The following is a 3067-nucleotide window of genomic DNA, read 5'->3' as shown; positions in this document are numbered from 1 at the left end:
TGACGCTGGAGCGTCTGGATTTGCTCCCACGCTGGAGCGTGGGAGCCAGAGGCTGATTTGTGGGGATACTTCAGGGTTAATCCTGTACTATTTGGTTAGCGATCCTAACATGCTGTTACCCTGAAAGTCGCCGCAACCACCCTCCGAAGGCGGCGGATACAACAAACACATCATGGACGACACCACAGGCGGGGATCTGATCCGTGAGCATGGTCAATTCAATACCGTGCCTCGGCGCGTGCTTCGAGACTTGCGAGCAGCGTTTCCAAGATATCGAGTGCCCCGCCCATCAACAGACGCACCTGTTTTGCGCTCAATCCTCGGGCGGTGGTTTCGCGGTTGTCCGAGACGACCTTAAGTACTTGCACCAGCCCGGTACTAGCGTATCGGCAGGCGGTGGGGAAAAAGCCGCTTGCTTCCATGTCGACCATACCCTTGTGCCGGTAGCCCGGATCCGGCCGGTCCAAGGTCAGTAGATCGTCGGCAGGGCAAGGCCGCTCCTGCGGGAGGAGCGGGTGCCGGACATGACCTGAGCCCGCGTCCGTTATGCTGCGCGCGAGCAGCACTTCGCCGACCTGCCGCTCGGCGTGTCCCGCGACGCCGAGGTTTACCCAGATCGCCGCTTGCGAGGAGTTGCCCAAGGTAGCGAGCAAATCAGTCCCCGCGGCCGCTGCGAGCTTGCCCAGCCCGGTGACAACCAGGGCGATCCGTCCGTGCCGGTAAAGGGGGAAACCAAGGTCCGCTTGTACGCGCGCCAGACCGAACCGGGAAATGACCGGCTTGGCCTCTGCCGGAAGGGCGACGACGAGGTTGATCACAGACACGGGCACGCGGGAGAGACTTGTCTACAGCCTCCTGTAAATCTTGATAATCCTGTCAATCCTGTACTATTCGGGCTCCGCTCACGATCGGCATTGCCATCGAAATCGACCCCTGCCAGTAGCCCCGGTGGGCACAGCCCACCCTACAGCCGGAAGCGATTTACACGCCCTCGCCTTGGCCCCGGTGCGCACCGGGAACGGCATGTCAGGAGTTGCCCAGCTCCACTAATATCCGCCCGTGGGTCTGGCCTGCCAGCATGGACCCGAAAACGTCGGGGAGTCCCTCCAGGCCGATGGTGGAGGTCAGGATCCGCTCCAGGTGCGGTGGCCGCCAGTCCGTCGCCAGCAGGGTCCAGAGTTGGGTGCGTAACTGATGCGGCACATGGACGGAATTGATGCCCAGTAGGCTCGCCCCGCGCAGGATGAAGGGCATGACGGTGGTATTGAGCTCGGAGCCGCCGGCCAACCCGATGCTCGCGATATTGCCCGCGGGCTTGATGGTACGTGTGATCCGGGTCAGCATCTCGCCGCCCACAGTATCCAGGGCGCCACCCCATAGGGCCTTCTCCAGGGGACGCTTCCCGCCCGGTAGCTCGTCGCGTCCGAGGATCCGCGCCGCACCCAGCTCCCGCAGCCAGCCATACAACTCCTGCTTACCGGACACGGCCACCGGCTCGTAGCCCAGGTGCCTGAGGATGTCGATGGCGATCGCGCCGACCCCCCCGGTGGCGCCGGTAACCAGCACCGGCCCCAGATCAGGCCGCTGGTCATTGACCTGCATGCGGTGGATCGCCAGGGCGGTAGTAAAGCCGGCGGTTCCCAGGATCATGGCGTTGCGTGGGTCCAGGCCCGGCGGCATGGGGACCACCCAATCGCCGGGGACCTCCAGGTACTCCGCATATCCCCCGTCGTGGTCGAAACTGAGGCCGTACCCGGTCACGAGCACTGGATCGCCCGGCGTGAAGCGCCCGTCACCGGAGACATCCACGATACCCGCCGCGTCGACGCCGCCCACCAGGGGGAAGGTCGCGAGGATTTTGCCCTGGCCGGTACCGGCTAGGGCGTCCTTGTAGTTGACGCTGGAGTAGGCGACCCGGATCAGTACCTTACCTGCGCCGGGAGCGGGGACCGAAAGCGCCTCGATCCCGGCCCGATAGCCGTCGTCGTGCCGGATGCGAAATGCCTTGTAGGTAGTCATATCAATCGGCCCATATCAATCGGGAAGGCCAGGGTCAGGGCGACCGAAAACATCGTTACTTCCTAAGATCTCTCCCTTGGGTCGAGATGATAAGCAGTGGTGATCATTCAGTGATCTGGATTCCATGCTCCCTCAACAAGCGCACTAAGTCCCCTTCAGCCAGACTTTCCACCAGCTTGCTCCACTCGCTATCGAATAGATCCTGCAAGGCCTTCATCTTCTTGTCCGTTTCCAGAAACATGCGGTCCATCTCTTGAAACTCGTTAGAACGTAGGATGCGGTGAGTAACACGAACCGCATCGAAGCGAACCGGCACGTTATCAATGCAGTTCGCTACCTGTCTGCGTCCCTGCACGCAGGCAGAGGCTCACCGCACCCTACGCGGGTTCAGACTCTATGTCCTCTGCCTCATCACACGGATCCCTGCGGACTGTGGTGGCGGACGATATCCGATAGTGATTTCGTTTCGTGGTTCAGTGCCTCCATATATGCTTTGTACGTGTACATCATGGAGACAATCGCCATCGCAGCTCCAATGAAAACGCCGACGGCGTGGCCGTTGAGACCTGTCACCCCACCAAGGAATTTGACGGTTGCGCTTGCTTCTCCCACCCCAATGCCTGGCACACAGACGATGATTAGATATATCCCTAAGACGAGCACGGCAAGATTGAAGACGACACAAACTCCTCCAACAATCAGTTTGACTGTCTGTTTGTCCATTCTGACCTCCTAGAATCGAGAGTCTAGCCGCCTAACAACTGACGTTCGGCGGCGCAAGTCATCAGGCGGCAACCGCCGCTCTTGCCTGCTCGGCCAGGGCCGCGAAGCCTGCTTTGTCGTGATAGGCGATATCGGCCAGGACGCCCGCAGCGAACCGCATCAACCCCCATAAAGGCACCTTGAAAAATAGGTATTTTCAGCGATCAGACGACTCTAACCTGTTGCTTATTCAAGCATGCCGTTGACGAAAAAGGTGCCCGTAATCGAATCCCGAAAGCGCGTGCGCGATGTCGGACACGGGCCATCCGGCGATGCGGTTCGCGCC

The 3067-nt window shown here is 60.7% G+C and carries 4 protein-coding genes; all 4 read right to left on the bottom strand.

From position 1 onward, the window contains the following. Positions 1 to 218 precede the first annotated feature (218 nt). The 4 genes from BQ17_RS02010 to BQ17_RS01995 all read right to left on the bottom strand — a co-directional run bounded on the left by BQ17_RS02010 (position 219) and on the right by BQ17_RS01995 (position 2742). Positions 219 to 818, bottom strand: coding sequence for a hypothetical protein (locus BQ17_RS02010; protein ID WP_089724067.1), 600 nt, complete (start codon positions 816 to 818; stop codon positions 219 to 221). A 208-nt stretch (positions 819 to 1026) separates the two neighbouring features. Continuing rightward, on the bottom strand, positions 1027 to 2019 hold the full coding sequence (locus BQ17_RS02005) for a YhdH/YhfP family quinone oxidoreductase (protein WP_089724066.1): 993 nt from the start codon (positions 2017 to 2019) through the stop codon (positions 1027 to 1029). A gap of 103 nt (positions 2020 to 2122) precedes the next feature. After that, complete coding sequence (locus BQ17_RS02000) at positions 2123 to 2335, bottom strand: hypothetical protein (protein ID WP_141699039.1); 213 nt, start codon at positions 2333 to 2335, stop codon at positions 2123 to 2125. A 95-nt stretch (positions 2336 to 2430) separates the two neighbouring features. Next, positions 2431 to 2742 (bottom strand): hypothetical protein, encoded by a 312-nt coding sequence (locus BQ17_RS01995; RefSeq protein WP_089724064.1) that lies wholly within the window; start codon positions 2740 to 2742, stop codon positions 2431 to 2433. Between the last annotated feature and the right edge of the window lie 325 nt (positions 2743 to 3067).

Origin of the sequence: Candidatus Thiosymbion oneisti (assembly GCF_900092655.1) — a bacterium.
Classification (GTDB): domain Bacteria; phylum Pseudomonadota; class Gammaproteobacteria; order Chromatiales; family Chromatiaceae; genus Thiosymbion; species Thiosymbion oneisti.
This window is presented reverse-complemented; position numbering and strand designations above follow the sequence as displayed.